This window comes from Zobellella iuensis, from assembly GCF_016746085.1.
Lineage (GTDB): Bacteria > Pseudomonadota > Gammaproteobacteria > Enterobacterales > Aeromonadaceae > Oceanimonas > Oceanimonas iuensis.
Genome location: NZ_JAERTZ010000026.1, coordinates 76,978 through 100,673, shown reverse-complemented (window position 1 = coordinate 100,673; position 23,696 = coordinate 76,978). Strand labels below are relative to the sequence as shown.

The following is a 23,696-nucleotide window of genomic DNA, read 5'->3' as shown; positions in this document are numbered from 1 at the left end:
TCAAGCCGAGAGGACACTATGACCCTAGAGCGTTCCGAACGCATCGAAACCCCCGTCCTGCCTCTCCGTGACGTGGTTGTGTATCCCCATATGGTGATCCCGCTGTTCGTGGGCCGGGAAAAATCCATTCGCTGCCTGGAAGCGGCCATGGAGCAGGACAAGAAGGTGCTGCTGATCGCGCAGAAAGATGCGTCCACCGATGATCCCGGGGCCAACGACCTCTATCAGGTGGGCACCATTGCCAACGTGCTGCAGCTGCTGAAGTTACCCGATGGCACCGTCAAGGTGCTGGTGGAGGGGGGCCAGCGCGCCCGGCTGGAGCAACTGCGTGAGCAGGACGGCTATTTCGTGGCCGATGCCCAGTATCTGGCCACCGAAGCGCTGGACGAACGTGAGCAGGAAGTGCTGGTACGCTCGGCCATCACCCAGTTTGAAGGCTATATCAAGCTCAACAAGAAGATCCCGCCCGAGGTGCTGACTTCCCTGTCCGCCATCGAGGACGCGGCCCGCCTGGCTGACACCATGGCCGCCCATATGCCGCTCAAGCTGGAAGACAAGCAGAAGGTGCTGGAAATCGCCCAGGTGGGCGAACGGCTCGAGTTCCTGATGGCGATGATGGAGTCGGAAATCGATCTGCTGCAGGTGGAGCGCCGCATTCGCGCCCGGGTCAAGAAGCAGATGGAGAAGAGCCAGCGCGAGTACTACCTCAACGAGCAGATGAAGGCCATCCAGAAAGAGCTGGGTGAGCTGGACGAGGTGCCCGACGAATTCGAGGCGCTGCAGCAGAAGATTGAAGACGCGGGCATGACCGAGGAAGCCCGCCAGAAAACCGAAGCCGAGCTGGCCAAGCTGAAGATGATGTCCCCCATGTCGGCGGAAGCCACCGTGGTGCGCGGCTATATCGACTGGATGATCTCGGTGCCCTGGAAGAAGCGTTCCAAGGTGAAGAAAGACCTGGCCAAGGCCGAGGAAACCCTGGATGCGGATCATTACGGCCTGGAAAAGGTCAAGGAACGCATCATCGAATACCTGGCGGTGCAGAGCCGGATCAACAAGCTGAAAGGCCCCATCCTGTGCCTGGTGGGACCGCCCGGGGTGGGCAAGACCTCCCTCGGCCAGTCCATCGCCAAGGCCACCGGCCGCAAGTATGTGCGCATGGCGCTCGGCGGAGTGCGGGACGAGGCCGAGATCCGCGGCCATCGTCGTACCTATATCGGCTCCATGCCGGGCAAGCTTATCCAGAAAATGGCCAAGGTGGGGGTGCGCAACCCGCTGTTCCTGCTGGACGAGATCGACAAGATGTCTTCCGACATGCGCGGCGATCCCGCTTCCGCCCTGCTGGAGGTACTGGATCCGGAGCAGAACCACAGCTTCAACGATCATTACCTGGAAGTGGACTATGACCTGTCCGACGTGATGTTCGTGGCCACCTCCAACTCCATGCATATTCCGGGACCGCTGCTGGACCGGATGGAAGTGATCCGCCTGTCCGGCTATACCGAGGACGAAAAGCTCAACATCGCCAAGCGCCATCTGCTGTCCAAGCAGATCAGCCGCAATGGCCTGAAGGATGATGAGTTGGTGGTGGAGGACTCGGCCATCATCGGCATCATCCGCTACTATACCCGGGAGGCCGGGGTGCGCAGCCTGGAGCGGGAAATCTCCAAACTGTGCCGCAAGGCGGTCAAGGAGATACTGCTCAACAAGGAGCTCAAGCAGGTGGTGATCAATCAGGACAACCTGAAGAACTACCTGGGTGTGCACCGCTTCGACTACGGCAAGGCCGAGGAGCATAACCAGGTGGGCCAGGTGACCGGCCTGGCCTGGACCGAAGTGGGCGGTGACCTGCTGACCATCGAGGTAGCCAACGTGCCCGGCAAGGGCAAGCTCACCTATACCGGCTCGCTCGGTGACGTGATGCAGGAGTCGATCCAGGCGGCGATGACGGTGGTGCGCTCCCGGGCGGAGAAATGGCGTATCAACGCCGATTTCCATGAAAAGCGGGATATCCACGTGCACGTGCCGGAAGGGGCGACGCCCAAGGACGGTCCCAGCGCCGGTATCGCCATGTGCACCGCCCTGGTGTCCAGCCTGACCGGCAACCCGGTGCGCGCCGACGTGGCCATGACCGGCGAGATCACCCTGCGCGGCGAAGTGCTGCCCATAGGTGGCCTCAAAGAGAAGCTGCTGGCGGCCCACAGGGGCGGCATCAAGCGGGTACTTATCCCCAAGGAGAACGAGCGGGATCTGGAAGAAATTCCGGAAAACGTGAAGCAGGATCTGGCCATTCACCCGGTGCGCTGGATAGAAGAAGTGCTGGAACTGGCGCTGGAACAGCCGCCGGAAGGCTTTTCCACCGCCTCCGCCTAAGCTTTTTAGCCAGAAGTCACGGTTTCAGGCTTGTCAGCGGCCATGACTCGCAGTAGCCTTGGGTGGATTTTATTGGAGGCCGGCGGCGTGGAAGCTGTTGTGGCCTGTCCGGAAATAGTCGGTGGACGCCCTGTTGTCTGCCGTCAACCAATAACGATATCAAAGTCAAGGTTGTGTCATCTGACCAACGTAAAAAAACGACAAGGGGAATGACTGTGAATAAATCTCAACTGATCGACAAAATTGCCGACGGCGCCGACATCACCAAGGCAGCGGCCGGCCGCGCCCTGGACGCCTTCGTCGATGCGATCACCGAGTCACTGAAGGAAGGGGATCAGGTGTCACTGGTCGGTTTCGGTACCTTTGCCGTGCGTGAGCGTGCCGCCCGTACCGGCCGTAACCCGCAAACCGGCGCCGCCATTGAGATTGCCGCTGCCAAAAACCCGGCGTTCAAAGCCGGTAAAGCGCTGAAAGACGCCGTCAACTAAGCGACCCCTTAATTGGACTTTTGGTCCGGCAGGTCATGATCCGAAAGGCGCATCACAGGGTGCGCTTTTTTTTCGGACAAGACGGCGCCGCCGTCTATCGGGAGTAACGACAACTTATGTTTTTTGACAAGTTAAGGGCGGGTGCCCAGGGTACCACCTCCAAGATCATACTGGGATTGATCATTCTGTCCTTTGCCCTGGCCGGGGTGGGCAGCTATGTCACCCGGCCGGTGGTGGAAGTGGCGGCCGTGGTCAACGGTGACGAAATCAGTGCCCAGGCGCTGGAGAACGCCTATCGCAACGAGCGTGCCCGTCTGGAAGCCCAGCTGGGGCCCCAGTTCAGCCAGTTGTTGGGTGATCCCGCCTACGTGGAGCAGATCCGCCGCTCGGTGCTGGAGCAGATGGTGGAGCAGCGCCTGCTCGATCAGAAGGTACAGGAGCTGAAACTGCGCGCCAGCGATGAACAGGTGCGCAACGCCATTCGCAGCCTGCCTGAATTCCAGCAGGACGGCCGTTTCAGCAACGAGCGCTACCAGCAACTGCTGGCCCGCAGCGGGCTCAGCCCCGAGCAGCTGCGCGACAGCGTGCGCCAGGATCTGAGCCGGCAGATGCTGCTCAATGCCCTGGTCGGTTCCAGCTTTACCCTGGAAACCGAAGCGGGCTGGCTGGATCGCCTGAGCCGCCAGCAACGGGATGCAGAATATGTGCGCCTGCCGCTGGCTGATTTCAGCACTCGTGCCGAACCCAGCGACGAAGAGATAGAAGCTTACTATCAGCAACAGTCGCAGCAGTTCTTGCGGCCCGAGCAGGTCAAGATCAATTATGTGCTGCTGGATGCGGGTGTGGCGTCGGTGGCCGGCGTCGCCGAGCAGGCGGTCGAGGACTACTACAGGGCCAACCTGGCCGCCTATACCCGGGCTGAACAGCGCCGGGTAGCACATATCATGGTCAACAAGGGCGCCGATGCCGAGCAGAAGATCCAGACCATCGCCGAGCGCCTTGCCGCCGGAGAAGCGTTTGCCGAACTGGCTCGCACCGAGTCGGACGACGTCTTCTCCGGCGCCGATGGCGGCGCCCTGGAATGGATGGAGCAGGGCACCATGGACCCGGCCTTTGATGAGGCGGCCTTCGCCCTGAACGAGGTGGGTGAGGTGTCCGGGATGGTGGAGAGCGAGTTCGGTCTGCACCTGATTACCCTGCTGGAGCGACGCCCGGCCGAGACCAGAGCATTGGCAGAGGTTCGCGACAGCATCGTCGAGCGCCTGGCGCGGGAAGATGCGGCCAATGCCTTCTACGCTCAGGAGCAACGCCTGGCCGAGCTGGCCTTCGAGTTTCCCGACTCGCTCGACATCGCAGCCCAGGAGCTGGGACTGGACGTCAAATCGACCGACTACTTCTCCACCCAGGACGCGCCGGCTGAGATCAATGATCCGCGGGTGTTGGCCCAGGCCTTTTCCGCGCGCTTGCGTGAGCAGGGAGTAAACTCGGATCTGATCGAGCTGGGCAGCAACAGAGCCGTCGTCATCCATGTGACCGAGCACAGGCCCGCCGCGGTACGCGACTTCGCCGAGGTACGTGAACAGGCCCGGGAGCTGGCCTTGGCCGCCAAGGCGAGGGAGCTGGCCACCGAGGCCGCGACCCAGTTGCAGCAAGCCTGGTCCCGCGGTGAACAGCAGGGCTGGCTGGCGCAGCATGGCCTGGCGGTGACCGAGCTGAATGGCCTGACCCGCGAGAGCGAGGAAGAGCCGGTCCTGCTGGATGCCCTCTTCGCCATGCCGGCCCCGGCCGAGCAACCGAGCCTGCGCAGCCTGGCGTTGGCCGGCGGCGATCAGCTGGTGCTCAAGCTGAACGGAGTGACCACGCCGGAAGACACCTCAGAGCTACTGTCCCAGATCCGGGAGGGACAGAGCGGGATGCTGGGACAACGGGAATACCAGAGCCTGATCGAGGCGCTCAAGGCGGCGGGCAAGATCGAATATCGCCGGCTGTCGGCCCAGACCGACAACTTCTGATCACCCAAAGGCGCTTCGGCGCCTTTTGTCTCATTTTTGAAATATCCTGGCTTGGCAAGCCGCGCTTGTGTTGCCAATATGTATTTGATTTGATAATAAAGTGTGCGGGTTGTTGGCGAGCGTTTTTTTCCGCCAGCATCTCCGCTATGATGCCATCCTTGGGTAAAGTGTTATATGCTGAGCAGGTTAACGCAGTCGGAGAACAACTTTGATTAACGTATTCCTGGTTGATGACCATGAGTTAGTGCGCACAGGGATCCGACGCATTCTAGAAGACGTCAAAGGAATGAAGGTGGTAGGCGAGGCCAAGAGCGGTGAGGAAGCCGTGCAATGGTGTCGTGAACAGCACCCGGACGTCGTATTGATGGACATGAACATGCCGGGCATCGGCGGCCTCGAGGCCACCCGCAAGATTTTGCGCTTCAGCCCGGATGTGAAAATCATCGTCCTGACCATCCACACCGAAAATCCGTTTCCCACCAAGGTGATGCAGGCGGGGGCCTCAGGCTACCTGACCAAGGGGGCGGGGCCGGAGGAAATGATCAACGCCATTCGCCTGGTCCACAGCGGACAGCGTTACATTTCGCCGGAAATTGCCCAGCGCATGGCGCTGAGCCAGTTTTCCAACGAGGAAAATCCCTTCAAGCAGCTGTCCGAACGGGAGCTGCAGATCATGCTGATGATCACCAAGGGGCAGCGGGTCACCGATATTTCCGAGCAGCTCAACTTGAGCCCGAAAACGGTCAACAGTTACCGTTATCGGCTGTTCAGCAAGCTCAATATCAACGGCGACGTGGAGCTGACCCATCTGGCGATCCGTTACGGCATGCTGGATGCGGAAAAAATCTGACGGCCGATGAGCCAGAGCTTTGATGCCAAGGCCTTCCTCAGGGTGGTGACCGAACAACCCGGCGTGTATCTGATGTATGACGGCGCCGGGGAGGTTATCTATGTAGGCAAGGCCAAAAACCTGAAGAAACGGCTGTCTTCCTACTTTCGCACCCATGTCAGCGGCGAGAAGACCCGTGCCCTGGTCCGCCAGATCCAGGATGTGCAGGTCACTGTGACCCATACCGAAACCGAGGCGCTGATCCTCGAGCACAACCTGATCAAGCAGCATCTGCCCCGTTACAATGTGCTGCTGCGGGATGACAAGTCCTATCCCTACATCATCATCACCGATCATCGCCACCCGCGCATCGGCCTCCACCGGGGCCAGCGCAAACTCAAGGGCGAGTATTTCGGCCCCTATCCCAGCGGCGTGGCGGTACGCGAGAGCCTGCACCTGATGCAGAAGCTGTTTCCGGTGCGCCAGTGCGAAGACAGCGTTTACGCCAACCGCTCCCGGCCCTGCCTGATGTACCAGCTGAAGCGCTGCGCCGGCCCCTGTGTGGCCGGCCTGGTGAGCGACGAGGAGTACGCCCACCAGCTGCAGCTGGCGCGGCTGTTTCTGCAGGGCAAGAACCAGCAGGTGCTGGCCGATCTGGCGGACAGCATGGAGCAGGCCAGCCAGGCGCTGCGTTTCGAGGACGCGGCCCGCTTCCGGGATCAGTTGCAGGCTTTGCGCCGGGTGCAGGAGCAGCAGTTCGTGAGCGGCAACGTGCTGGACGATCTGGACGTGATCGGCCTGGCGCTGGAACGCAGCCTGGCCTGCGTGCAGGTGCTGTTCATCCGCCAGGGCAAGGTGCTGGGCAGCCGCAGCTATTTCCCCAAGATGCCGCCGGACACGGATGCACAAGAAATACTGCAGAGCTTCGTGCTGCAGTTTTATCTCTCCGGCATCGGCGGCCGGGAAGCGCCCGCCGAGATCCTGCTCGACCGCAGCCTGCCCGATGAGGAGCTGTTAAGCGAGACCCTGAGCCAGCATTACGGCCGGCGGGTAAAGCTGCGCAGCCGCCTGCGCGCCGAACGGGCCCGTTTCATCAAGCTGGCCCGGACCAATGCCCAGACGGCACTGGCCAGCCGGCTGGCCCACAAGAGCACCCTGCGCCAACGCCTGCTGCAACTGGAAGAGGTGCTGGCCACCGGACCCATTGCCCGCATGGAATGTTTCGACATCTCCCATACCATGGGCGAGAAAACCGTGGCTTCCTGCGTGGTGTTCAACCAGGAAGGGCCCTTGAAGAGTGAATACCGCCGCTTCAACATCGGCGGCATCACCCCCGGCGATGACTACGCCGCCATGGAGCAGGCCCTGAGCCGGCGTTTTCACCAGGCCGATACGGACAAGCTGCCCGATGTTTTGTTTATCGACGGCGGCCTGGGGCAACTGGCGAGGGCCGAGGACGTGCTGGCCCGGGAGCTGGCCGACAGCCCGCGCAAGCCCTTGCTGGTGGGCGTGGCCAAGGGCGTGACCCGCAAGCCGGGGCTGGAGACGCTCATCATGGGCGGCAGCCATGAGGAACGGCACCTGCCCGCCGATCTGCCGGCGCTGCACCTGATCCAGCACATTCGCGATGAATCCCATCGTTTCGCCATTACCGGCCACCGCGCCCAGCGCGGCAAGGCGCGTACCACCAGTACCCTGGAGTCCATTCCCGGCATCGGGGCCAAGCGGCGGCAGGCGCTGCTGAAGTATCTGGGAGGCATCCAGGAGGTGCAGCGGGCCAGCGTGGACGAACTGGCCAAGGTGCCGGGCATCAGCCTGGCGCTGGCAGAAAAAATACATGATGCATTGCATCACTGAAGTTCATCATGCACCATGTAACGGCATTATCCCCATGGCTTGAATAACAATGATAAACGTCCCTAATTCCCTGACTTTTTTCCGCATACTGCTGATACCGGTATTTATCGTACTCTTCTATTTGCCGTTCGACTGGGCCTACTTCTGGGCCGCGGCGGTATTTACCCTGGCGGCGGTGACCGACTGGTTCGATGGTTTCCTGGCTCGCCAGCTGGAGCAGAGCACGCCCTTCGGCGCCTTCCTCGATCCGGTGGCCGACAAGGTGATGGTGGCCGCCGCCCTGGTACTGATAGTCGAGGACTACAGCAGCCCCCTGGTGACCATTCCCGCCATGATCATGATAGGGCGGGAGATCATTATCTCGGCTCTGCGCGAATGGATGGCGGAAATAGGCCAGCGTTCACAGGTGGCGGTAAGCTGGATCGGAAAATGGAAGACCACCATCCAGATGCTGGCCCTGATCGGCCTTATCTGGCAGCAGAGCATTTACATGATCTGGGGCAGCTACCTGCTGCTGTACGTGGCCACCGGCCTGACCCTGTTTTCGGCCTACGACTACCTGAAAGCCGCCTGGGGCGATTTGACGCGGTCAGCTTGACGCGGTCGGCGTGACGCGGTCAGCTTGATGGACCCTGTGGATGGCGTACCAAAACAGATATTTACGCATAAAAAATGTGCGAACAGTCCAAAGGCGACAGATTAAAGTTGACTGGCAGAGCCTGGCCATTAGAATGCTCACTCATCTAAATGACCTCTTTCGGCGCGTTAGCAAAGCGGTTATGCAGCGGATTGCAAATCCGTTTAGAGCGGTTCGACTCCGCTACGCGCCTCCATCTTTCCTCAAAACGTCTACGCCCGGATGGTGAAATCGGTAGACACAAGGGATTTAAAATCCCTCGCTGGTAACAGCGTGCCGGTTCAAGTCCGGCTCCGGGCACCATTAAAAATCAAGCACTTACCAAATCATCTGATCATGTATCCTTGCGATGCCTGGCGGAGCTTGGCTCCGCCAGGCACTCATCCAGCCGCCGGTACAGGGCCTGCAGTTCGTTATATACCTTCTGGGTGCGGGCTCCCGAAGGGGGCAGGGGTTCGAAGTCGTGGTTATTCAGGCCCCAGGCGTCCTCCTGGGCCAGGCTTATCCGGTTGAAGCCGTAGGTGGTACCGTTATGGTGGGCCAGGGCGCTGAGCTGGAAGCGAATGTGGTATTGGCTCGGGATAATGCCCCACTGGCTGCCGGTGGCGGCAATCTCGCCGCCGGCGTTGAGCACATCTTCCCCCAGGTACCGGATCACCTCGGCGTCCTCCCCGGCCGGTGGGATCAGTTCGGTGATGCAGCCCTGGGCCCGGGTGGGGACAAAGGCGCGTTCCGACAGGAAGGAGATGCTCTCGAGTCGGGGCGGTTGGGTCCGGCTGACGGCGATGCCCGGCGTGCCGGACGAAACGCGTTGCTGTTGGTTGCCCGGGGTGAAAGGCAGCTCCATGGCGGTGCAGCCGGTGAGCAGCAGTATCGGCAGTAAGAGGCTGGCCTTGGTCATGGCGTTCTCGGTGGTGGGCCCAAAGCCTTATTGTGGGGCCCGGCTCGGCGGGGCACAACGGCCTGTCGCCCTCCGGCGGCACCGCTGCGCCAGGGGCTGACCGTTCCGGGCTCGGGATTATTTTGGTGGCTTCAGATTCCAACCGGCCACGGCTCAGGCTATCATTGATATATAGTATCAACACCGGATCAATCCATCACTTATGCGTCTTTTAAACGGATTTTCTGTCTCAGCCCTGCTTTTGGCCGCTTTAGTGAATCCTGCACCGGCTGCCGCCGGGCCCTATCACGGCACCATCGACAACGTGCTGGCCGCCTACGGTCCCCTGGCCGAAATCCGCATGCGGCCGCATTTCATGCGGGCCGAGGTGAGCTACCCGCCCAGGGAAATCGTGCTGCTGGCCACCAAGGAAGAAAAGGAACTCGAGCTGTGGGCCCGCAACGAGGGCGACTTCAAGTTCATCCGCAGCTATCCCATCCGCAAGGCGAGCGGCGGCCCCGGCCCCAAACTCAGGGAAGGGGACAAGCAGGTGCCCGAGGGCATCTACCGCATCACCCATCTCAACCCCAACAGCCAGTTCCACCTGTCCATGGGGCTGAACTACCCCAATTCCTTCGATCTGGTCCGTGCCCGCAAGGAGGGCCGCTCCAACCTGGGGGGCAGCATCTTTATCCACGGCAAGGCCGAGTCCACCGGTTGCCTGGCCGTCGGCGACATCGCCATCGAGGAGCTGTTCGTGTTGGTGAATGCCATCGGCACCGAGCAGGTGTCGGTGATCATCGCCCCGCACGATCCGCGCCGCCGGCCCCTGGACGGCTTCGCTTCCCATCTGCCGCTGTGGGCGGTGGAGCTGTACGCGGATATTTCCCGTGAGTTTGCCCGCTTTCCCAAAGAGGATATCTGAGCACCGGGGCCGCTGCTGCCGGCCCCGGTATGCCTTGCGCAGCGGTTATTGCTGTTTTTGCCGGCATTTTTCACTCAGGTTCACATAAGCGCCAAAAAGTCCCTGTTTCCCCTTCACTCATATTGTGGTTACTACCTAAGTGGTGCTTAATAGACTGACTATCCGGCGGTTTTTAGAGGCTAAGCATGTTCGGCACCAAAGTAAAAAAACGGGTACAGCAACTGGAGCAACAACTGGCGGCCCAGGTTGCCGATTATGAAACTCGTCTGTCTTCCAAGGAAAGCCAGCTGTCGGCTTACAAGGCCGAACTGAGCGAACTCAAGGCCGAAAACCAGCTGGCCCATCGACTGGTACAGGTGGTGCTGCAGGGCTCCGCCATGCTGTCCGCCATTCGCGAGGGCATGGTGTCCAATGCCGAGGCCCTGCTGAATGAGCGGGAGAAGCTGACCGAGATGGAAGGGGTTTTTGCCCACACCTATCAGGCGACCGATGTGCTCAAGCAGCGTTCGGTGACGATTAACAGCGAGGTGGGCCACAGCGCCGAGAGCGCGGCGGTGCTGACCGACACCGCCGGCAAGATCAGCAACTTCGTGTCGGTGATCCAGGAAATCTCGGAGCAGACCAACCTGCTGGCGCTCAACGCCGCCATCGAGGCGGCCCGGGCCGGCGAGCAGGGCCGGGGTTTCGCGGTGGTGGCCGACGAGGTGCGCACCCTGGCCGGCAAGGCCCACGAGGCCAGCGGCAATATCAACAAGCTGGTGCAGCAGGTGCTGGAACAGAGCAAGGCCATCAACAGCATGGTCAGCCAGTCGCTGGAGAGCACCGACGAGATTTCCGCCTCCGCCCAGCAGATCGACGAAGTCACCCGCGAGGTGCTGACCCACGCCGAGGGCATGCGGCTGGTGATCCAGCGCAACGCCGCCACCGCCTTCCTGGAGGCGGTGAAGCTGGACCATGCGGTATGGAAGAGCGATATCTATCAGCGTATCGAGCAACGCCAGTTCGGCCAGGGCGTGAGCAGCCATACCGAGTGCCGGCTGGGCAAATGGTATTACGAGGGGCGCGGTGCCAGGCTGTACAGCCATCTGCAGGCGTTCAAGAGCCTGGAGGCCAGCCACAAGCGGGTGCACGGCGAGGGGGCCAGGGCCTTGCAGGCCTTTGCCGCCGGCAACCAGCAACAGGGGCTGGACTGCCTGGAAGCGATGGAAAGCGCCAGCATGGAGGTGGCGCGGGCCCTGTCGTCCCTGGAGCGGGAAGTGCTGGTTTAGTTGCCCTTCAGCGCCTTGAGCCGGGCGTAGAGGGTGGTGCGGCTCAACCCCAGGCGGCGGGCGGCGGCGCTGACGTTGCCGCCGCACTCGTCCAGGGTCTGTGCTATCAATCTGTCGCCATGGGCTTTTAAATCCCCCGTGGCCGGGCCGGCCTTGGCATTCCCTTCGAAATTCGGCAACTCGGGCAACTGGGCCGGGGTGATGCGGCCGCCGTCGGCCAGCACCGCCGCCACTTCCAGCACCTGTTTCAGCTGGCGGACATTGCCCGGCCAGTTGTAGTCGCCGAGCCGCATCAGGGCGGCCTCGTCCAGCGTGACCTCTTCCTCCAGCTCCGCCAGCAGCTGCTGCACCAGCCGCACGAAGTCGTCGTGTTTATAGTCCCGCAGCGGCGGCAGGCGCAGCGAAAAGCCGTTCATCCGAAAGTACAGATCCTGGCGAAAACCGCCCTCCGTCACCATGGCGGCCAGATCCCGGTGGCTGGCCGCCACCAGCTGAAAGTCCACCGGCTCGGGGGCATGGCTGCCGAGCGGGGTCACCGCCTTTTCCTGCAATACCCGCAGCAGCCGGGTCTGGGCCGCCAGCGGCAGCTCGCCGATCTCGTCCAGGAACAGGATGCCGCCCTGGGCGGCGCGGACATAGCCGGGGCGGCCCTGACGGCTGCCGCCGGTGAAGGCGCCGGGCAGGTAGCCGAACAGCTCGGCTTCGAGCAGCTCGGCGGGCAGGGCGCCGCAGTTCACCGCCACCAGCGGCCCCCGGGCCCGGTCGCTCTGCCGGTGCAGGCGGCGCACCAGGTGATCCTTGCCGGTGCCGGTTTCGCCCTGGATCAGCAGCGGAATGCAGCGGGCCATCAGCTTAAGGGCGGTGGCCTCCAGGCCGGCACCCGCCGCCGGCGCGGGGCGGGAGGCCGGGCGTCGCCCGGGCTGGCGGCTCAGCAGGGCCAGCCCCGAGCCGACGGGGGTGAGTTCGCCCTGGCGCAGATCGCTCAGCATGGCGGGAAGGTCCAGCTCCGGCAGCCAGTGGCGGGCGCTGCGGTTGGCGCCGAGCAACTGGCCGTCTTCCCGCAGGGCGATGATGCCGGACCAGGGTTGCTGCAGGCTGCCCGCATCCGGGGCCAGGCTCAGGATCCAGTGGGTGTCGCTGTGGTTCATCACCAGGGCGTTCTCTACCGACAGGGCCAGCAACCGGGCGGTGAGCAGCATGTCCTGGCAGTGCTCGCCGGCCTCGCTGGAGATGTCGATCACCCCCAGCAGCTCGCCGCTCGGCGACAGCACCGGGCTGGCGCTGCAGCTGATGCCCTGGTTGGCGGCCAGAAAATGCTGGTTGCCCAGGATGCAGACTTCCTTTTGCTCGCTCAGGGCGGTGCCGATGGCGTTGGTGCCCATGCTCTGCTCATGCCAGCTGGCGCCGCTGGCCAGGGCCATCTTCTGGGCCCTGCTGCCGAAGTGGGGATCGCCGCTGGTAAAGAGGATGGTGCCCTCGGCATCGGAGAAGATCAGCCGGCAGTGGCGGCCCTGCTGCAATTGCTCGAACAGCGGCAGGCTGTGGCGCAGGTAGCGCAGCAGCAACTCGTGCTGCTGTTGTTTCTGGTTCAGGGCCGAGGGCGCCAGGCAACGGGGATCGGTGCGGCCGGCCCGGAGCAGGCCGTAGTCGCGGCTGCGTTGCCATGAACGTTCGAGTAAAGCCAGATCCTGGGGCTGCGTAAGCACTGTGCTGATGGTCATGGTCCCTGCCTGTTAAGAAACTGAACACCTGTACTGAACACCCTGTCCAGACCCTGGACAAGGCAGCTTGCCAACCGGGGAGCGGACTCCCTTAGGTTAGTCTTTCGAAGGCCTGATTGTAACGACTTTTTAACCTTGTTTACTTGATCTGCTACAACTGGCACCGACCTTGCACTTACCTTCTTGCAAACGCCGACTGGCGTCAACGTCAACCGAGATTACCCGCAAGGAGAGCCGTGATGATTTATCAGCAACCAGGACAAGCCGGAGCCGTGGTCAACTTCAAGGCCCGCTACCAGAACTTTATCGGCGGTCAGTGGCGCGAGCCGGTGAACGGCCGCTACATGGACAACGTCTCGCCGGTGAACGGCGCCGTGTTCTGCGAGGTGCCCCGCTCCGATGCCCAGGACATCGATATGGCGGTGCAGGCGGCCCAGCAGGCCTTCACGACCTGGAGCAAAACGTCGGTGACGGAGCGGGCCAACATCATGCTGCGCATCGCCGATCGCATCGAGCAGAACCGCGAGCTGCTGGCGGTGGCGGAAACCTGGGACAACGGCAAGGCGGTGCGCGAAACCCTGGCCGCCGACATCCCGCTGGTGGTGGATCACTTCCGCTACTTCGCCGGCGCCATCCGCGCCCAGGAAGGCACCGCCGCCGAGCTGGACGCCAGCACCGCCTCCTATCACTTCCACGAGCCGGTGGGCGTGGTGGGGCAGATCATCCCCTGGAACTTCCCATTGCTGATGGCGGCCTGGAAACTGGCGCCGGTGCTGGCCTCGGGCTGCTGCACCGTGCTCAAGCCCGCCGAGCAGACCCCGGCCTCCATCCTGGTGATGATGGAGCTGATCGGCGACCTGCTGCCCCCCGGCGTGATCAACGTGGTCAACGGCCTGGGCCGGGAAGCGGGCGAGGCCATACTGCGCCACCCGGGCATCAGCAAGCTGGCCTTTACCGGCTCCACCCCGGTCGGCATCCATATCCTCAAGGCGGCGGCCGAGCGGCTGATCCCCTCCACCGTGGAGCTGGGCGGCAAGTCGCCCAACATCTTCTTCGAAGACGTGATGCGCTACGAGCCGGAGTTCGTGGACAAGTGCATCGAGGGCATGCTGCTCACCTTCTTCAACCAGGGCGAGGTCTGCACCTGCCCGTCCCGGGCCCTGGTGCAGGACAGCATCTTCGACGACTTTATGGAACGGGTGCTGGTGCGCGGCCGCCAGATCAGGCAGGGCAACCCGCTGGATACCGAGACCCAGGTCGGCGCCCAGGCGTCGAGAGAGCAGTTCGACAAGATCCTGAGCTACATGCAGATCGGCCGGGACGAAGGCGCGCGCATGCTGCTCGGCGGCCAGGCCAACCGCATCAGCGGCCTGGAAAACGGCTTCTATATCCAGCCCACCATCTTCCAGGGCGACAACAAGATGCGGGTGTTCCAGGAGGAGATCTTCGGCCCGGCGGTGGGGGTGACCCGCTTCAAGGACGAGGCCGAAGCGCTGGCCATCGCCAACGACACCGAGTTCGGCCTGGGCGCCGGCGTCTGGACCCGGGACGTGAACCGCGCCTACCGTATGGCCAGGGGCATCCAGGCTGGGCGCATCTGGATGAACTGCTACCACGCCTATCCGGCCCACGCCGCCTTCGGCGGTTACAAGAAGTCCGGCATCGGCCGCGAAACCCACAAGATGATGCTGGATCACTACCAGCTGACCAAGAACCTGCTGGTGAGCTACGACAGCAACCCGCTCGGTTTCTTCTGATAACAAGCGCCGGCGCCGTCGGTCGGCGGTGCCGGTGCCCATTCCAAGAGCACGGTTTTTAATCCGGTCGCAGGGGAGAGGCGGCCACACACTCAACCTGGAATAACTCATAGGGAAGCATCATGACTACAGCTACTTTTTATATGCCCTCCGTCAACCTGATCGGCGCCGGTGCGGTGGAACAGGCGGTCACCAAACTGAGCCAGTCCGGATTCCGCCACGCCCTGATCGTCACCGACAAGCCGCTGGTGGAGCTGGGCTATGCCGGCCAGCTGCAGCAGGCCCTGGTGGCCCAGGATATCCAGGCCAGCATCTTCGACCAGGTACAGGCCAACCCCACCACCGGCAACGTGGAGGCGGGGCTCGAGCTGCTGCGGCAGAAGGGCTGCGACTCGGTGATCTCCCTCGGCGGCGGCTCGCCCCACGACTGCGCCAAGGCCATCGCCCTGGTGGCCAGCAACGGCGGCGACATCCGCGACTACGAGGGGGTGGACAAGTCCGCCAAGCCGCAACTGCCGCTGGTGGCCATCAACACCACCGCCGGCACCGCCTCGGAAATCACCCGCTTCTGCATCATCACCGACGAGCACACCCACATCAAGATGGCCATCGTCGACAAGCACGTCACCCCCGTCATGTCGGTCAACGATCCCGAACTGATGAAGAAGATGCCCAAGTCGCTGACCGCGGCCACCGGCATGGATGCCCTCACCCATGCGGTGGAGGCCTATGTGTCCACCGCCGCCAACCCCATCACCGACGCCTGCGCGCTGAAGGCGGTGACCCTGATCAGCCAAAACCTGGCCCGGGCGGTGGCGGACGGCAGCGACATGGCGGCCCGCAACCAGATGGCCTACGCCCAGTTGCTGGCGGGCATGGCCTTCAACAATGCTTCGCTGGGCTATGTGCACGCCATGGCGCACCAGCTGGGCGGCTTCTACGACCTGCCCCACGGGGTCTGCAACGCCATACTGCTGCCCCATGTGCAGCGCTTCAACAGCCGCGCCGCCGCCGCCCGGCTGAAGGACATCGCCGCCGCCCTGGGCCAGGACGTGGACACCCTGACCGATGAGGAAGGTGCCGACCGCGCCATCCAGGCCATAGTGGCCCTGGCGGAGCAGGTGGGCATTCCCGCCGGCCTGGCCGGTCTCGGGGTGAAGGAGGAGGACTTCCCGGTGCTGGCCGGCAACGCCATGAAGGACGCCTGCGGCCTGACCAACCCGATACAACCCAGCCATGAGGAAGTGATCGCCATCTTCCGCGCCGCCTACTGAGGCGCTTGCGGACGGGCCCCTGCCATCAGGGGCCCGTATTTTTTTGGCTGTGCTCTGCCGGCGCCGTCCTGGTGCTGAAAAAGCAGTGGCTGCGGGGCAGCTGTTTGGCTTGGTGCTTGGCCTCGCTGGCCAGTGCCGCCACATCGAAATGGGAGTGGCAGCGCCGGGAGTCCGGGGCGATCACGCCGATGGCCAGACCGAGCAGGGGATAGTGGCGGAGCTCGCCGTTACGGGCATGGGCCTCGATGCCCTGGCGCAGCCGGTCCCGGGCATGGTAGAAGCGGGGGATCTCCTCGTCGAAGCGGCGCAGTATCCGCTCGCACAGGGGGCGCCAGTCACAATCTTCATCGAACACCGCCACGAAGTCGTCGCCTCCCACATGGCCGAGGAACTGGCCGGCACCGACGATCACTTCCTGCAGCAGGCGGGCCACCCAGAGGATCACCCGGTCGCCCTGGGCGTAGCCGTAGACATCGTTGTAGGGCTTGAAGTGGTTCAGGTCGAAATAAGCCACATGAAAGTCACGCTGCTGTTGCAGGGCATCATCGATTTCCCGGTAGATGGGCACATTGCCCGGCAGCAGGGTGAGCGGGTTGGCGTAGCGGGCGTGCAGCAGCCGCTGCTCGGTAATGTTGCGCAGCAGGCCGCGCACCGAGGCCAGGCCGTAGTAGCGGCCCTGGCGGGTAACGATAAAATGCTGCTGGGCCGAGGCATCGTCGTCGTCGGTCAGCAGCTGGCTGGCCTGCTCCAGCGAGCTCTGCCAGTCCACCACCACCGGGCTGTCCATGAGGTGGCGGATGCACTTGTTGGCGTACAGGGCCCGGCCGAAGGCGGCGGAGAACAGCTCCATGATCTTTTCCCGCCGCACCAGCCCGACCGGCACGCCCTGGTCCAGCACCGGCAGCGAGAGCAACCTGCCGTCGGCCAGCAGGGTGTCGAACACCCGGTGGATCTTCTCGCCTACCTCCACGGTCACCCCGGGGCGGGCCAGCATGGCCACGGTTTCCTTGTGCCGGCTGAGCAGGCCGGTCCGTCCCGCTCCCGCTTCCTGGCCGCTGAGGTGGTGCACCGGCTCCGCCTGGGGGCGGCCCAGCAGGTAGCCCTGGCAGTAATGGATGCCCATGCCCTGCAGCTGTTGCAGTTCTTCCCGGCGCTCTATGCCTTCGGCGATCACCCGGGACTGCATGCCCCGGGCCAGGGTGATGATGCTCTGCACGAATTCCCGCTTGATCGGATCCTGGTGGATGTCCTGGATAAAGTAGCGGTCTATTTTCACATAGTCGGGCTTCACCTCGGACCAGAGCTTGAGTCCGGAGTAGCCGGCACCCAGATCATCGATGGCGATCCGGAAACCCAGCTCCCGATAACGATTGACCGCGGCCTTGAGCCCTTCCGTATCCTGGATGGGGTACTGCTCCGACAGCTCGATCACGACGCGCTCCGCCGGAAGATCCAGCTCCCGGGCCAGGCGTTGGGTACAGCCCCGGGGGTGTTGTTTGTCGAGCAACGCATTGGGGTTGACGTTGATGAACAGCAGGCCGTCCATCCGCCGCTGGCAATAGGCCTGCATGGCCGCTTCCCGGCAGGCCAGGTCCAGCTCGGACAGCAGCCCGGTCTGCTTGGCCTCGCCGAACAGGGCGCCCGGGAACTCCAGCCGGTGCCCGGCAGGGCCGCGGATCAGCGCCTCATGGCCGAGCACCCGCCCCTGGCGGGTATCCATGATGGGCTGGAACAGGGGTCGCAGCCCGCGCTGGGCTATCAGGGAGGCGAGGGAATCGCTCAAGCAGGTCAACACCGTCATGGGGGGGCACCATATACCGTAACAATGGGCGGCAGTGTATGGCGGCAATATGAAGATGGGATGACAAAAGGGTGCTGTTTAGCTCCCACTGGATATTGTTTTCAAGGCGGAGTATCGGCGGTCCGCCCGCATGATGGGACAAACTCATGCATCCGGTTGCCTGATCTCGCGAGGCGAAGAAGCAGCAGGGCCACCTCCGCCGACACGCCATAAACCCATCCATGGGGGCTCGGAAATGCCATCCCTGGCATTTCACGGTCGGCGGAGGCGCTCCCTGTTGCCTCTCCCTGACCGCTGCGCTGGGTGATGGTAATACCTAAAGGCGCTGCCTTAGCGTAAAGGAGGACAAAGGGTGCTGCTTGGCCGACCTTCTGTTTCAGGGATGAAACAGAGAGCGTACATGGAGGTATTCATAGCGTGTCGGCGGAGTAGTGCCCTTTGTCTGACGGTTCACACCTCATCAAAAGACAGCGGAAACGGGTGATTAACTAAATAGGCAGGCTTACAGCCGCCAGTGCAGATTCGTCCAGCCTCGTTCGGCGGCGAGCCGGGCCAGGTGGTCGCCGCCGTTGATCACCGTGGCCCTGTCCACGTATTCCAGCAGCGGCAGATCGTTGAGCGAGTCGCTGTAGCCGTAGGTCAGGGCGGGGGCCAGTCGCTGTTCGGCCAGCCACTCCTGCAGCCGGGTGATTTTGCCCTCATGGTAGCTGTACACCCCGCGGGTGCGGCCGTTGTAGATGCCCTCGCAACATTCCAGTTGGATACCGATGGCGTGGTTCACGCTCAAGGCGCGGGCGATGGGTTTGACCAGGTGCTCGCCGGTGGCGGAGATGATCAGCAGCTCGTGGCCCAGGCGTCGGTGCCAGGCCAGCCGGTCCCGGGCCTCGGGGTAGACCAGGGGCGTGATGTCCTGCTCGATGAATTCCTCCACCAGCGGGGTCAGATCCGCCGGCTGCCAGTGGCGGATGGGGGACAGGGTCAGCGCCATATAGGCGTCCATGTCCATCCGGCCCTGGTAGTAGGCGCTCATCAGGGCGCGCTCCTGCTCCAGTATGGCCGCCGGCGCCAGCTTGCGCCGCACCAGGAATTCCAGCCACAGGCTGGCGGAATCGCCGGCAATCAGGGTCTCGTCCAGGTCGAAAATCGCCAGGGTCATCAGGCCACCTCGTTCAGTTCTGCGGTGTCGAACAGCAGCTCCACCTGCCGGCCCGCCGGCAACAGGGTGCGGGCGCCGCGGTTGAGCCGGTCCACCATGAGTTCGCCGCCCACCGTCTGTACCCGGTAGCGGACCACGTTGCCGAGCAGCTGGTGCTGCGCTATCCGTGCCGGTATCGGGGCCGTCATGGCCGGGCCGTAGTCCCGCCCGGGTTCACGCAGGTAGATGGACTCGGGGCGGATGGCCAGTTTGCCGTCGATCTCGAGCCCGAGCAAGGCCCTGGCCTGCTCGGGCGAGAGCAGGTTGTAGCTGCCCATAAAGCCGGCCACGAAGTCGCTGGCCGGGCGGGTATAGACCGCCTCGGCGGTGTCGGCCTGCACTATGCTGCCCTGGTTCATCACGAAGATGCGATCCGACAGGGTCAGCGCCTCTTCCTGATCGTGGGTGACGAAGACGGTGGTCAGCCCGAGCTGCTGCTGGATGGCGCGGATCTGCTCGCGCAGCCGTTTGCGAATGGGGGCATCCAGGGCGGAGAGCGGCTCGTCCAGCAGCAGGATGCGCGGACGTACCACCAGCGCCCGCGCCAGGGCCACCCGCTGGCGCTGGCCGCCGGAAAGCCGGGCCGGATGGTGGTGCTCGCGGCCGGTCAGGCCTACCAGCTCCACCGCTTCCTCCACCCGGCGGGCGATCTCGCCCCTGTCCAGTTTCTGCATGCGCAGCCCGAAGGCGATATTGCCGGCCACCGTCAGGTTGGGGAAGAGGGCGTAGCTCTGGAACACCATGCCGATGCCCCGCCGCTGGGGTTTGAGCCAGGTGATGTCTTCCCCCGCCACCCGGATCTGGCCGGTGTCGGGAGGCACCAGCCCCGCCAGGCTGCGCAGCAGGGTGGACTTGCCGCAGCCCGAGGGACCGAGCAGGGTGATGAACTCGCCCTGGCGGATATCGAAGCTGATATCTCTGAACACGGGGGTGTCGCCGAAGGATTTGGCGAGGTGGGCAACTTCCAGATAAAACATCAGGCTCTCCGGGATTGCAGGCGCAGGGCCAGCCAGGTGGCGGCGCCGATAAAGAGGAAATAGGACATCACCATGGCGCTGGTAAAGTGGCCGCTGTTGGTGCGTTGGCTGTACAGGTAGACCTGTAGGGTCTCGAAGCGGGTGCCCACCAGCATGTTGGCGAACACGAACTCACCGAACAAAAAGGAAAAGGCCAGGAACAGGGCGCTGAGCAGGCCATTCCTGATGTTGGGCAGCACCACCTGCAAAAAGGCGCGGGCGGTGCCGGCCCCCAGCAGGTGGGCGGCGTCCATCAGATCCGTCAGGTTCACCGCCTCCAGGTTGTTGGCCAGGGCCCGGTACATAAAGGGCAGGGCGAGGGCGAAATAGCAGAACACCAGTATCCAGGGCGAGCCCACCAGGGGCAGGGGGCCGCCGGCGTAAAGCTGCAGCAGGCCCACCGAGGACACCACGGGCGGCACCGCGAAGGGCAGCAGCACCAGCAGGTTCATCAGCCCCTTGAGCCGGGGAAAATGGTAGAACACCACGAACAGGGTGGGCAGGATCAACGCCAGGCTCAATGCCAGGGCGGCGGCGCACACCAGCAGGGAGCGGCCGAAGGCGGCGAGGAAGCGGCCGTCGGACCAGAGCGTCTGGTACCAGTCCAGGGTAAAGCCCCGGGGCAGGATCTGCGCGCCCCACTGGGCGGAGAGGGAATACACCAGGGTGATGAGGATGGGGGTGGCGAGCAGCGCCACCAGGGTCCAGACCGTGAGCCGGGCGGACAGGGGAATCTTATTCATAGCGACTCCGGGCGATCAGCCATTGGTTGACGGCGGTGACCAGCAACAACAGCCCCATCAGCAGCAGCGACAGGGCCGCCGCCAGTTCTGGCTCGAGGAAGATGTCCCCCGCCACCAGGCCGGCTATCTGGATGGTGACCAGGTTGTAGTTGCTGGTCATCAGCGCATAGGTGCTGGCGTAGGCGCCGAGGGCGTTGGCCAGCAGTATGATAAAGGTGCCGAGCAGGGCCGGGCTCAGCACCGGCAGCGCCACCCTGAGCCAGTAGTGCAGCGGGCCGGCGCCGAGCAGGGCGGCGGCCTCGCGCCAGTCGGCCTTGATGGCGTCGAAGGCCGGGTAGAGCAGCAGCACCGCCAGCGGGATCTGGAAGTAGGTGTAGAGCAGGATAAGTCCGGCCCGGGAGTAGAGGTGGAACCCCTCGACCAGGCCCAGCTCCTGCAGCAGCAGGGTGGCGGCGCCGTTCATGCCCAGCAGCACGATAAAGGCGAAGGCCAGGGGCACGCCGGAGAAGTTGCTGGCCATGGTGGTGAAGGCCACCACGGCGTCCTGCAGCCGGCCGGGCACCTGCCGCAGGGCCGCCGTGCCCGCCAGGGCGATGGCCAGCCCGAACAGGCTGGACCAGAGCGCCAGATCCAGGCTGTTGGCGAAGGACTGGCGGTAATAGGGGGAGCCCAGGATCTGGCCGAAGTTGGCCAGGCTCCAGTCGCCGCCGGCCTGGAAGCTGTGGATCAGCACCCAGGCCATGGGCGCGAGCTGGAACAGGCCGAACGCCAGGGCGAAGGGCAGCCCCAGGGCGAGCGGCATAAAGCGGTGCCAGGAAGCGGGTTTGGCTGGCGAGGTCGGTGCCGACCGGCTCAGCACGCCGACTCGCCGTAAATCCCTCCCTGGAGGCTCGAACGCCGCCATCCCTGGCGCCGACGGTCGGCTTAGCTGATGCCGGTCTGCACCGTCGTCAGCACTGAGTAGAGGTTGTTCATTCATTTCAATAACTCTCCGCAGACAGGCTTGTCGTGCGCAAGCCCCAGCAGGCTGGCGAGGGTGCCGCACAGCTCGAGCTGGCGGGGGCGGGCGTGGCGGTCGTGGCTGAAGGCGGTGCCCAGCACGAACAGCGGCACTTCCCGCTCTTCGGGCAGGGTGCCGCTGTGGCTGTGGTCCCGGTTCATGCCGTGGTCGCTGGTCACCAGCACCTGGTAGCCTTCTTCCAGCCAGCCCGGCAGGTAGTCCGCCAGCCAGAGGTCGAGGCGGCGGGCGCTGTTGCGGTACTGGGCGGAGTCCAGGCCGTGCTGGTGGCCGGCGTCGTCCACGTTCATCGGGTGGATCAGCAAAAAGTGCGGATCGAAGCGCCGGCGCAGCCATTCCGCGTCCAGCAGCAGGTGGCAGTCCGGGTAGTCGTCCCTGTGGTAGAAGATCCCGTACTGGATGGCCAGGCGCTCGTCCTGGGTGAAGCGGTCCCGCACCGCCTGGTAGGGCGTGCGGTTGTACAGCTCGCTCAGCCAGTGGTAGGCGGCGGCCGCCGTGGTCAGACCGGCGGCGCGGGCCAGGGTGAAGATGCTCTGCTCGCGGCTTGGCCGCACCACCTGGTTGTGCACCACGCCGTGATCCACGGGGCGGGTGCCGGTGAGTATGGTCTCGTACAGGGGGCGGGACACCGCCGGCAGCTCGCACTGCAGTTTGTAGCCGGTGGCCCGCCCGGCTTCGCTCATGGCCAGCAGGTAGCCCAGGCTGTGCTGGGCGACCTCATGGGCCAGACCGTCGACAAGGACCAGTATGACCTTGTTCATGTTCAGCCCTTCTGGTGCAGCAGCACCTCGGACTGCCACAGCCGGGACAGGGTGCGGGTGGTCTGCTCCCAGGCGTCGAAGTCGGCGATGGGGCGGGCCTTGGCGTACATGGCGTTGGGCAGCAGCTTGGCCTGCACGTCCTCGGGCAGGGTTACATTGGTGCGGATGGGGCGGGCGTAGCCCCGGGCCAGGTTGATCTGGCCGGCGTCGCTCAGTATGTATTCCCGCGCCAGCTTGGCGGCGTTGGGGTGTTTGGCGTACTTGTTGATGATGGTGGCATAGCCGGAGATCAGCGAGCCGTCGCTCGGGATCACCACGGTGAAGCGGTCGCGGTCTATCTGGTCACGGTAGTTGAGGGCGTTGAAGTCCCACATCACCGCCAGCTCGATTTCGCCCTTTTCCAGGTTGGCGATGTTCAAGTCCACCGGCGACAGCCGGCCCTGTTTGGCCAGCTCGGCGAACAGATTCAGGGCCGGCGCCAGGTTGGACTCGTCCCCGCCCAGGGCGAAGGCGGCGGCCAGCACGGCGCTGTTGGCCTGGGCCGCCACGCCCACGTCCCCCAGGGCCACCCGGTAATCGCCCTGGCGCAGTTCGGCCCAGGAGGCGGGGGCCTTGGTCACCAGCTCCTTGTTGACGATAAAGGCGATGGTGCCGGTGTAGCCCAGCATCCAGTGGCCGTCCTCGTCCTTGGCCCAGTCCGGGATCTCGCTCCAGGTGCTGGGTTTGTAGGGCTGGGTTACGCCCTGCTGCACCGCGATGGGGCCGAAGGCGGCGCCCACGTCGCCGATGTCGGCGGTGGCGTTGTCCTTCTCGGCGGCGAACTTGGCGATCTCCTGGGCCGAGCTCATGTCGGTGTCCTGGTGGCGGATGCCGTACTGCTCGGTCAGATCCCGCCAGGTATCCTTCCAGTTGGCCCAGGAGTCGGGCATGCCCACGCTGTTGAGCCGGCCCTCGGCCCGGGCCTTGGCTTCCAGCTCGCTGATGTCGGTGGCCTGGGCGGTGGTGCTCAGGGCCAGGGTAAGCAGACTTGCGGTAAACAGATGTTTCATGAGTTCCAATCCTCTGGACTAGGTCAGGTTCGGGACTCATGCTAGGAGGTCAATGTGACAGAGAAGCGACAGTTTCATGGCAATTCGGTGCCGTT

At 63.8% G+C, this 23,696-nt stretch carries 19 protein-coding genes, 2 tRNA genes and 1 pseudogene; 13 read left to right on the top strand and 9 right to left on the bottom strand.

What is annotated here, in order from left to right; translation table 11 throughout:
* Nucleotides 1–18 precede the first annotated feature (18 nt).
* From lon to JKV55_RS14420, 8 genes are all read left to right on the top strand, one after another.
* Entirely contained in the window at nucleotides 19–2,370 is a 2,352-nt protein-coding gene (gene lon, locus JKV55_RS14455) for an endopeptidase La (RefSeq protein ID WP_202087158.1), read from the top strand.
* A gap of 215 nt (nucleotides 2,371–2,585) precedes the next feature.
* Nucleotides 2,586–2,858 carry a nucleoid-associated protein HU-beta gene (gene hupB, locus JKV55_RS14450; RefSeq protein ID WP_202087152.1) on the top strand — a complete coding sequence of 91 codons (273 nt, stop codon included), beginning with the start codon at nucleotides 2,586–2,588 and terminating at the stop codon, nucleotides 2,856–2,858.
* 116 nt (nucleotides 2,859–2,974) lie between these two features.
* The gene (locus JKV55_RS14445) at nucleotides 2,975–4,870 is read left to right on the top strand and encodes a SurA N-terminal domain-containing protein (protein ID WP_202087150.1); all 1,896 of its coding nucleotides are present in this window, start codon (nucleotides 2,975–2,977) and stop codon (nucleotides 4,868–4,870) included.
* A 208-nt stretch (nucleotides 4,871–5,078) separates the two neighbouring features.
* Nucleotides 5,079–5,720, top strand: a complete 642-nt coding sequence (gene uvrY / locus JKV55_RS14440; RefSeq protein ID WP_202087149.1) for a UvrY/SirA/GacA family response regulator transcription factor — start codon at nucleotides 5,079–5,081, stop codon at nucleotides 5,718–5,720.
* 6 nt (nucleotides 5,721–5,726) lie between these two features.
* Nucleotides 5,727–7,556 carry an excinuclease ABC subunit UvrC gene (uvrC, locus tag JKV55_RS14435; protein WP_202087148.1) on the top strand — a complete coding sequence of 610 codons (1,830 nt, stop codon included), beginning with the start codon at nucleotides 5,727–5,729 and terminating at the stop codon, nucleotides 7,554–7,556.
* 49 nt (nucleotides 7,557–7,605) lie between these two features.
* A complete protein-coding gene (gene pgsA / locus JKV55_RS14430) occupies nucleotides 7,606–8,154 on the top strand; it encodes a CDP-diacylglycerol--glycerol-3-phosphate 3-phosphatidyltransferase (RefSeq protein ID WP_202087147.1) in 549 nt (182 codons plus the stop codon).
* 161 nt (nucleotides 8,155–8,315) lie between these two features.
* Nucleotides 8,316–8,389: transfer RNA gene (locus JKV55_RS14425), tRNA-Cys, on the top strand.
* 20 nt (nucleotides 8,390–8,409) lie between these two features.
* Nucleotides 8,410–8,496: transfer RNA gene (locus JKV55_RS14420), tRNA-Leu, on the top strand.
* Nucleotides 8,497–8,527: 31 nt separating this feature from the next.
* Here the strand turns inward: JKV55_RS14420 and JKV55_RS14415 are convergent.
* A complete protein-coding gene (locus tag JKV55_RS14415; RefSeq protein WP_202087146.1) occupies nucleotides 8,528–9,094 on the bottom strand; it encodes a hypothetical protein in 567 nt (188 codons plus the stop codon).
* Between the two features lie 253 nt (nucleotides 9,095–9,347).
* Between JKV55_RS14415 and JKV55_RS14410 the strand changes: the two genes are divergently transcribed.
* From JKV55_RS14410 to JKV55_RS20290, 3 genes and pseudogenes are all read left to right on the top strand, one after another.
* Nucleotides 9,348–9,998, top strand: a complete 651-nt coding sequence (locus JKV55_RS14410; RefSeq protein ID WP_369409656.1) for a L,D-transpeptidase family protein — start codon at nucleotides 9,348–9,350, stop codon at nucleotides 9,996–9,998.
* A 554-nt stretch (nucleotides 9,999–10,552) separates the two neighbouring features.
* Nucleotides 10,553–10,858 (top strand): annotated as a pseudogene (locus tag JKV55_RS20295) (methyl-accepting chemotaxis protein); the annotation flags it as partial.
* 33 nt (nucleotides 10,859–10,891) lie between these two features.
* Nucleotides 10,892–11,266, top strand: coding sequence for a CZB domain-containing protein (locus JKV55_RS20290; protein WP_439654914.1), 375 nt, complete (start codon nucleotides 10,892–10,894; stop codon nucleotides 11,264–11,266).
* Here the strand turns inward: JKV55_RS20290 and JKV55_RS14400 are convergent.
* Entirely contained in the window at nucleotides 11,263–12,987 is a 1,725-nt protein-coding gene (locus JKV55_RS14400; RefSeq protein WP_202087139.1) for a sigma-54-dependent Fis family transcriptional regulator, read from the bottom strand. The two genes, JKV55_RS20290 and JKV55_RS14400, sit on opposite strands and share 4 nt — an antisense overlap.
* A gap of 239 nt (nucleotides 12,988–13,226) precedes the next feature.
* Between JKV55_RS14400 and exaC the strand changes: the two genes are divergently transcribed.
* Together exaC and yiaY are read left to right on the top strand one after the other, a co-directional pair.
* A complete protein-coding gene (gene exaC, locus JKV55_RS14395) occupies nucleotides 13,227–14,744 on the top strand; it encodes an acetaldehyde dehydrogenase ExaC (RefSeq protein WP_202087138.1) in 1,518 nt (505 codons plus the stop codon).
* A gap of 122 nt (nucleotides 14,745–14,866) precedes the next feature.
* The gene (yiaY, locus tag JKV55_RS14390) at nucleotides 14,867–16,018 is read left to right on the top strand and encodes an L-threonine dehydrogenase (protein ID WP_202087137.1); all 1,152 of its coding nucleotides are present in this window, start codon (nucleotides 14,867–14,869) and stop codon (nucleotides 16,016–16,018) included.
* A 25-nt stretch (nucleotides 16,019–16,043) separates the two neighbouring features.
* On the opposite strand, the gene JKV55_RS14385 is transcribed toward yiaY, so the two are convergent.
* The 7 genes from JKV55_RS14385 to JKV55_RS14355 all read right to left on the bottom strand — a co-directional run bounded on the left by JKV55_RS14385 (nucleotide 16,044) and on the right by JKV55_RS14355 (nucleotide 23,601).
* Nucleotides 16,044–17,819 carry a bifunctional diguanylate cyclase/phosphodiesterase gene (locus JKV55_RS14385; protein ID WP_202087134.1) on the bottom strand — a complete coding sequence of 592 codons (1,776 nt, stop codon included), beginning with the start codon at nucleotides 17,817–17,819 and terminating at the stop codon, nucleotides 16,044–16,046.
* 502 nt (nucleotides 17,820–18,321) lie between these two features.
* The gene (locus tag JKV55_RS14380) at nucleotides 18,322–18,975 is read right to left on the bottom strand and encodes an HAD family hydrolase (RefSeq protein WP_202087126.1); all 654 of its coding nucleotides are present in this window, start codon (nucleotides 18,973–18,975) and stop codon (nucleotides 18,322–18,324) included.
* Entirely contained in the window at nucleotides 18,975–19,991 is a 1,017-nt protein-coding gene (locus JKV55_RS14375) for an ABC transporter ATP-binding protein (protein WP_202087124.1), read from the bottom strand. Before JKV55_RS14375 ends, JKV55_RS14380 begins: the two co-directional genes overlap by 1 nt.
* Nucleotides 19,991–20,773, bottom strand: coding sequence for an ABC transporter permease (locus JKV55_RS14370; RefSeq protein ID WP_202087122.1), 783 nt, complete (start codon nucleotides 20,771–20,773; stop codon nucleotides 19,991–19,993). Before JKV55_RS14370 ends, JKV55_RS14375 begins: the two co-directional genes overlap by 1 nt.
* Nucleotides 20,766–21,575 (bottom strand): ABC transporter permease, encoded by an 810-nt coding sequence (locus tag JKV55_RS14365; RefSeq protein ID WP_202087896.1) that lies wholly within the window; start codon nucleotides 21,573–21,575, stop codon nucleotides 20,766–20,768. The genes JKV55_RS14370 and JKV55_RS14365 overlap by 8 nt, the downstream gene beginning before the upstream one ends.
* 173 nt (nucleotides 21,576–21,748) lie before the next feature.
* On the bottom strand, nucleotides 21,749–22,552 hold the full coding sequence (locus JKV55_RS14360; protein WP_202087120.1) for an alkaline phosphatase family protein: 804 nt from the start codon (nucleotides 22,550–22,552) through the stop codon (nucleotides 21,749–21,751).
* 2 nt (nucleotides 22,553–22,554) lie between these two features.
* Nucleotides 22,555–23,601: an ABC transporter substrate-binding protein gene (locus JKV55_RS14355; protein WP_202087118.1), complete on the bottom strand. Its 1,047-nt coding sequence runs from the start codon at nucleotides 23,599–23,601 to the stop codon at nucleotides 22,555–22,557.
* Between the last annotated feature and the right edge of the window lie 95 nt (nucleotides 23,602–23,696).

Bases quoted from the DNA above. Each gene is read 5' to 3' on its own strand.
- JKV55_RS14360 (WP_202087120.1), bottom strand. From the start codon at position 22,552: ATGAACAAGGTCATACTGGTCCTTGTCGACGGTCTGGCCCATGAGGTC.
- JKV55_RS14385 (WP_202087134.1), bottom strand. From the start codon at position 17,819: ATGACGGTGTTGACCTGCTTGAGCGATTCCCTCGCCTCCCTGATAGCC.
- JKV55_RS14380 (WP_202087126.1), bottom strand. From the start codon at position 18,975: ATGACCCTGGCGATTTTCGACCTGGACGAGACCCTGATTGCCGGCGAT.
- uvrC (WP_202087148.1), top strand. From the start codon at position 5,727: ATGAGCCAGAGCTTTGATGCCAAGGCCTTCCTCAGGGTGGTGACCGAA.
- exaC (WP_202087138.1), top strand. From the start codon at position 13,227: ATGATTTATCAGCAACCAGGACAAGCCGGAGCCGTGGTCAACTTCAAG.
- JKV55_RS14375 (WP_202087124.1), bottom strand. From the start codon at position 19,991: ATGTTTTATCTGGAAGTTGCCCACCTCGCCAAATCCTTCGGCGACACC.
- JKV55_RS14365 (WP_202087896.1), bottom strand. From the start codon at position 21,575: ATGCCGCTCGCCCTGGGGCTGCCCTTCGCCCTGGCGTTCGGCCTGTTC.
- JKV55_RS14400 (WP_202087139.1), bottom strand. From the start codon at position 12,987: ATGACCATCAGCACAGTGCTTACGCAGCCCCAGGATCTGGCTTTACTC.
- JKV55_RS20290 (WP_439654914.1), top strand. From the start codon at position 10,892: ATGCGGCTGGTGATCCAGCGCAACGCCGCCACCGCCTTCCTGGAGGCG.
- JKV55_RS14370 (WP_202087122.1), bottom strand. From the start codon at position 20,773: ATGAATAAGATTCCCCTGTCCGCCCGGCTCACGGTCTGGACCCTGGTG.
- yiaY (WP_202087137.1), top strand. From the start codon at position 14,867: ATGACTACAGCTACTTTTTATATGCCCTCCGTCAACCTGATCGGCGCC.
- JKV55_RS14445 (WP_202087150.1), top strand. From the start codon at position 2,975: ATGTTTTTTGACAAGTTAAGGGCGGGTGCCCAGGGTACCACCTCCAAG.
- pgsA (WP_202087147.1), top strand. From the start codon at position 7,606: ATGATAAACGTCCCTAATTCCCTGACTTTTTTCCGCATACTGCTGATA.
- JKV55_RS14415 (WP_202087146.1), bottom strand. From the start codon at position 9,094: ATGACCAAGGCCAGCCTCTTACTGCCGATACTGCTGCTCACCGGCTGC.
- JKV55_RS14355 (WP_202087118.1), bottom strand. From the start codon at position 23,601: ATGAAACATCTGTTTACCGCAAGTCTGCTTACCCTGGCCCTGAGCACC.
- lon (WP_202087158.1), top strand. From the start codon at position 19: ATGACCCTAGAGCGTTCCGAACGCATCGAAACCCCCGTCCTGCCTCTC.